The organism is Mitsuaria sp. TWR114 (assembly GCF_007997345.1).
On the sequence record NZ_VOSR01000440.1, the window covers coordinates 1 to 5,879 of the forward strand.

The following is a 5,879-nucleotide window of genomic DNA, read 5'->3' on the forward strand; positions in this document are numbered from 1 at the left end:
AGAAGACGAACTGGCCGGCACCGAACAGCCCTTTGTGTCCCACCTCATGGAGCTGCGCGACCGGTTGATCCGGGCGCTGCTGGCGATCGGGGTGGCCTTCGGCCTGCTGTGCGCCTGGCCCGGCCCCGGCGGCCTGTTCGACCTGCTGGCCGTGCCGCTGGTGTCGCACCTGCCGCAGGGCAGTTCGATGATCGCGACCAACGTGCTGTCGCCCTTCCTCGTGCCGCTGAAGATCACGCTGCTGGCGGCCTTCCTGCTGGCGCTGCCGGTGGTGCTGTACCAGGTCTGGGCCTTCGTCGCGCCGGGCCTGTACTCGCACGAGAAGCGGCTGGTGATGCCGCTGGTGGTGTCCAGCACGCTGCTGTTCTTCGCGGGGGTGGCGTTCTGCTACTTCTTCGTGTTCGGCAAGGTCTTCACCTTCATCCAGAGCTTCGCGCCCAAGAGCATCACCGCCGCGCCGGACATCGAGGCCTACCTGGGCTTCGTGATGAACATGTTCATCGCCTTCGGCGCCGCCTTCGAGGTGCCGGTGGTGGTGGTGGTGCTGGCCCGCATGGGCATCGTCACGGTGGCGCAGCTCAAGCAGTTCCGCGGCTACTTCATCGTGCTGGCCTTCGTCATCGCGGCCGTGATCACGCCGCCGGACATCGTCTCGCAGCTCGCGCTGGCGATTCCGATGTGCCTGCTGTACGAAGTCGGCCTGTGGGCCGCCGGCGCCTTTGCCCGCTACACCCGGGCGCCGGACGATACCGAAGAACACAAGGGCACGACGGCCGGTTGAGACGGCAGGAGCCCTCAGCCAGGACCCCAAACAAGAAAGCCCGGTGCACTGCACCGGGCGTTTCTCATTGGGGGGCGGGAAGGCGGCTCGTCGGCCGCCGGCCGATGCCGTTCACTCCGTCTTGGCTTCCGCCTTGCGTTCCTGGGCCACCTTGGAGACCGCCACCGGCTTGCCCTGCAGCTGGTTCAGCGCCTGGCGCAGCGGGAAGTCCTCGCTGCTGCCGAACTCGGGCAGCGGCTTGGGCGGCTCGGCGCGCTTGGCGTAGTCGGCCTCCAGCTTCTGGCGGCGCTCCTCGCGGATCTTCTCGAGTTCCTTCGAGCGCGCCTCTTCCGTCTTCTCGTCGGCGCCGTGCAGGTGCTTCTCGAGGTCGGCCTCGCGCATGCGCAGCTCGGCGAAGACGTTGCCCTCGGCGGTCTCGTCCAGCGGGATGTCCGGCACGATGCCCTTGGCCTGGATCGAGCGGCCGCTCGGCGTGTAGTAGCGGGCGGTGGTGAGCTTGACCGCGGTGTCCGGGCCGAGCTGGCGCACCGTCTGCACCGAGCCCTTGCCGAAGGTCTGCAGGCCCATCACCGTCGCGCGCTTGTGGTCCTGCAGCGCGCCGGCAACGATCTCGCTGGCCGAGGCGGAGCCTTCATTGACCAGCACCACCAGGGGCACGCTCTTGAGCGCCTCGGGCAGGCGGCGCAGCGGGTCGCCGGAGCCGCGGCGGGCGTAGAAGTCGGGATCGGCGCGATAGCTGGCCTTGGATTCGGCGAGCTGGCCGTTGGTCGACACCACTTCCACGCCCTTGGGCAGGAAGGCCGCGGAGATGGCGACGGCGCCTTCGAGCAGGCCGCCCGGGTCGTTGCGCAGGTCCAGCACGACGCCCTTGATCTTGGGGTCCTGCTTGTAGAGGTCGGCGAGCTTCTGGGTGAAGTCCTCGACGGTGCGGTCCTGGAACTGACTGACGCGGATCCAGGCGTAGCCCGGCTCCACCATCTTGGCGCGCACGCTCTGGACGCGGATTTCCTCGCGCGTGATCGTGATCGGGAAGGTGCGGCTCTCCGACTTGCGGTAGATCGACAGCGTGACCTTGGTGGCGGGTTCGCCGCGCATCTTCTTGACCGCCTGGTCGAGCGTCAGGCCGCGGACCGCGGTGTCGTCGATCTTGCTGATCAGGTCGCCGCTCTTGAGGCCGGCGCGGAAGGCGGGGCTGCCTTCGATCGGCGAGACGATCTTGACCAGGCCGTCCTCCATGCCGATCTCGATGCCGACACCGACGAACTTGCCGGAGGTGCTTTCGCGGAATTCCTTGAAGCTCTTCTTGTCGAAGAACTGGGAGTGGGGGTCCAGGCCGCTGACCATGCCGGAAATGGCATCGTTGATCAGCTTCTTCTCGTCGACGGATTCGACGTAGTCGGACTTCACGATCCCGAAGACGGCGGCGAGCTGCTGCAGTTCCTCGAGCGGAAGGGGGCTGGTCGTGCTGCGCGCATTGGCCTGCAGCTGCATCGTCGTCATGACCCCGGCCATCGCTCCCAACGCGACCCAGCCCGCGACTTTCAGTTTGGCGCCCATGATGAAAAACCTTGAATCAGTACAGCCTGGCTGCTTGGCGCCGCTTGTTCGTCCCCGTTGCGCGGGACGGAACAAAGGCGTTCCCAGTATATGCGTCGGGCAAAAAGGCGGCCCGGCATGAAAAGTCGGTTTACCCCGCTTTTACGCGTACCGCGCGCAATCCTGGCGCTTTGCCGATCCCGTTCGTCACGGGGTGCGATGACTTCCGGCAGGGCAGGGCCGCGCCGGGGGTGCGCGTCGCGCCGGTCGGTGCCATGATGGCCCGATCGCCAGCTGCGGCGCGGACCCGCGCCGCCGTCGTCAGCCCTTCAGGAGCAGAGCCATGGCCTTGCCGCATGCCGCCCCCGCCCAGCCGATCGATGTCGCGCCGCTTGGCGCCGCCTTGTCCGGGACACCGTCCTCCGCGCTGTTCAAGTCGGAGGGCCTGGAGGTGATGCGGGTGGTGCTGCCGCAAGGCAAGTCGCTGCCGCCGCACAAGGTGGACGGGGAAATCACGCTCCATTGCCTGGAAGGCGAGCTCGAACTGAGCGTGCTGCGCGACGGCGTCGAGCAGCGCCAGCGCCTGCGCGCGGGGCAGCTCTGCTATCTGGAGGGCGGGGTGGTGCACGGCGTGACCGGCGTCGTGGACGCGTCGGCGCTGGTGACGATCGTGCTGAAGCGCTGAATGGTGCGGAAGCGCTGGAGCCGCTGAAGCGCCGGCGGCGTGGGAGCGACGCGAGACCGGCGCGAGGGCGCTGGTCCCTCCGACAGGAATCGAACCTGTATCTGCCGCTTAGGAGGCGGCCGTTCTATCCATTGAACTACGGAGAGCCCACGCAGCGCCCGGGCGGGCGGCTGCGCGAAAGCGGCGGATTCTCGCATGGAAGGAGCGCCTGGCACGCGGCCGCTCGGCCTCGGCCGCGCCACGGGTCTGCTACAGGCCTGCTACAGCCCCGCTACTCCCACTTCCACTGCCAGATCACGTCCAGCCCCTGCTGGTATTCGCTGGCCTGCGCCCGCAGCGTGAAGCGCTGCGCGAGCTTGTAGATGACCTGCCAGGAGCCGGTGGTCGCATTCAACCCGCGCTCGTAGGCGACGAAGACGTTGCGGCTCACCTGCTTGCCCAGCCGCACGACGGTGCCCCGCGCGTCGTCGCCCTCGCCGCTGAAGGACAGCTCGTCCAGGCCGATGTTGTGGATCAGCTTGTCGCTGGCGCTCTCGCCGTCGCCGCTGATCAGCGCCATCGCGGCGCGCTGCATCAGCGCGGTGTCGCTGCGGCCGAGGTTGTCCGGCGAGCGGCCCAGCACCAGCCAGGACAGCTTGTTGGTCTCGCTCATGTCGGGCTCGGAGTAGAGCCGGATCCGCGGGCTGTTGGCCGTGCCGGTCACGGTCACGCCCACGCGCACGTCCTCGTTCTCCATGCCGGGGCGGATCGCCAGCACGTCCAGCCGCGGGTTGTCCAGCGGCCCGACGAAGCTGAACACGCCGCGCTCCACCACCAGCTTCTGGCCGTAGGCGTTGAAGGTGCCGCCTTCGCTGCGGACCTCGCCGGTCATCTGCGGTCTTGGCTGGCCGTCCTGCGCCACATGCAGCAAGCCGCGCAGGCGCGTGTCGATGCCGTAGCCCTTGAGCTGCAGCCGCCGGCCGAGGTCCAGGTCGAGGTCCAGCTTGAGCCGCATCGGCTTGCCGCTGCCGTCCACCGCCTTGGGCGGCGCGCTCTGGCGCACGACCTGCACGTCGCTGTCGAGCTGCGGCGCGTCGCCACGGGAGAAGTCGAAGAGGCCCTCGACGACGACGAACTGGCCCTTCAGGTCCAGCAGCTGCGCGCTGGCCTTGAGCTGCGCGGCGCCGGTGGCGACGACGCGTCGGTCCACGCGCTGCAGCAGCGCGAAGGTGTCCGCCTTCAGCGAGAGCTCGGCGCTGGGCTGGGCGCCGAAGCGCAGCGTGCCGTCCATGTTCACCGTGCCGTTGCCGGCCCGGGCGCTGAACTTCTCCAGCCTGGCCTCGCGGCCGCTCATGGTCAGCGCCAGCTCGCCCTGCTGCATGTCCACGCCCATCAGCGGATTGCGCAGCGAAAGCTTCTGCGCGCCGGCCTGGCCGCGGATCTCGGGAGCGCCCAGCGTGCCCCCGAAGCTCAGCGTCGCCGCGAGGCTGCCGCCCAGGCGCCAGCCGGCGGGCAGCCACGGGCCCCAGTTGCCCATGTTGTCGACCTTGGCCTCGATGCCGCCTTCGAGCTTGGCGCCCGGCGTCGGCAGCGCATGCGCGTTGGCGGCGCGGAAGCTCAGGGCGCCGCCGACGGCGCCCATGTTCTCGCCGGCCACGCCCTGCACCAGGTGCCACACGCCCTGGTCGGCGATCACGCCCAGGCGCAGGTCGGTCAAGCCCAGGCGCTGGGTGCTGACTTCGTCGGTGACGGTCAGGTCGCCGCGGGTGCGCTCGATCATCGCGTCCACCGTCAGGCCGCGCGCGTCGCGGCGCGACTTGAAGCGGCCTTCGATCTGGAGGTCGCCGCCCCAGCCGAAGTCCGGCTGCAGCTTGTTCAGCACCGGCGCCGCGGCCAGCGGCTCCAGCGCGGCCTGCACGTCCCATTCGCCCGAGGGCAGGTCGGACCGCGACGAGCTCTGCCAGTTCATCCGGTCCCAGCGCAGGCCGCCGCCGAGCAGCTCCATCCGCCCCGGCGCCAGCGCCGCCTGCCGCGGATCGAGGCCGCGGTCGAGCCGCAGCGCCAGTGCCAGCGGCCCGGCCTTGAGCAGCGGCGTCGGCTGCTGGCTGGCTTCCAGCGCGAGCGCCAGGTTGCGGGCCTGCCAGTTCGCGCCCTGGCGCCAGGCCTGCAGCGGATCGGTGTCCAGCGCGCCCTCCAGCGCGAGCCGGGCGCGAGCGCCCTGCGGGTCCAGCGGCACGGTCTGGGCGAGGGTGCCGCCCGCGCCGCTCGCGGCCTGCGCGCGCGCGACCACCTGGTCCAGGCCCTGATAGGCGCGCTGGACCTCGTCGAACAGCGCCATCGCCCGCGCGGTGGGCCGCAGTCGGCCGGGCGCGCGGTCGAAGAGGACGTAACCCAGCAGCGACTCCATGCGCGCCAGGTCGCGGCTCACCGTGGGTTGGGAGGTGAAGAGCAGTTGCGCCGCGCCCGTGACGCTGCCGGCGGTCATGACGGCGCGGAAGACCTCGATATGACGGTGCGTGATCGGGAGGGGCATCGGCCCAGCATATCAGTCCATATCAGCAATGAATCCACCAAGGAAAACAAAGCATTTGATTGAATGATCCGAGGCGACGATGCTTGCGGCAGTCTGAATACATCCCCCAAAGGAACGCCGAGATGCCGCAAGTCCTCACCCCCGCCCGCCAACAACAGCTGCGCGCGCTCGCCGTCCGCCATGGCACGCCGCTTTGGGTGTACGACGCGGCGGTCATCCGTGAGCGCATCGCCGCGCTGAAGGGCTTCGACACCGTCCGCTTCGCCCAGAAGGCCTGCTCCAACACCCACATCCTGCGGCTGATGCGGGAGCAGGGCGTGAAGGTGGATTCGGTGTCGCGCGGCGAGGTGCTGCGCGCGCTGGCC

Annotated in this window: 4 protein-coding genes, 1 tRNA gene and 1 pseudogene; 3 read left to right on the plus strand and 3 right to left on the minus strand. The window is 69.5% G+C overall.

Features of this window, described 5'->3' with window-relative positions:
• Positions 1-781: twin-arginine translocase subunit TatC (tatC, locus tag FUT87_RS15985; protein ID WP_147241653.1), on the plus strand; the 781-nt coding region annotated here is incomplete at its 5' end.
• 111 nt (positions 782-892) lie between these two features.
• Here tatC and FUT87_RS15990 read toward each other — a convergent pair.
• Complete coding sequence (locus FUT87_RS15990; protein ID WP_147241654.1) at positions 893-2,338, minus strand: S41 family peptidase; 1,446 nt, start codon at positions 2,336-2,338, stop codon at positions 893-895.
• Between the two features lie 322 nt (positions 2,339-2,660).
• Here FUT87_RS15990 and FUT87_RS15995 point away from each other — a divergent pair, with 322 nt between their 5' ends.
• A complete protein-coding gene (locus tag FUT87_RS15995; protein ID WP_147241655.1) occupies positions 2,661-3,002 on the plus strand; it encodes a cupin domain-containing protein in 342 nt (113 codons plus the stop codon).
• Between the two features lie 71 nt (positions 3,003-3,073).
• Here the strand turns inward: FUT87_RS15995 and FUT87_RS16000 are convergent.
• Both FUT87_RS16000 and FUT87_RS31430 read right to left on the minus strand, forming a co-directional pair.
• A tRNA-Arg gene (locus FUT87_RS16000) sits at positions 3,074-3,148 on the minus strand.
• Between the two features lie 125 nt (positions 3,149-3,273).
• Complete coding sequence (locus FUT87_RS31430; protein ID WP_147241656.1) at positions 3,274-5,514, minus strand: translocation/assembly module TamB domain-containing protein; 2,241 nt, start codon at positions 5,512-5,514, stop codon at positions 3,274-3,276.
• A 122-nt stretch (positions 5,515-5,636) separates the two neighbouring features.
• Between FUT87_RS31430 and FUT87_RS16010 the strand changes: the two are divergent.
• Positions 5,637-5,879 (plus strand): annotated as a pseudogene (locus FUT87_RS16010) (diaminopimelate decarboxylase); the annotation flags it as partial.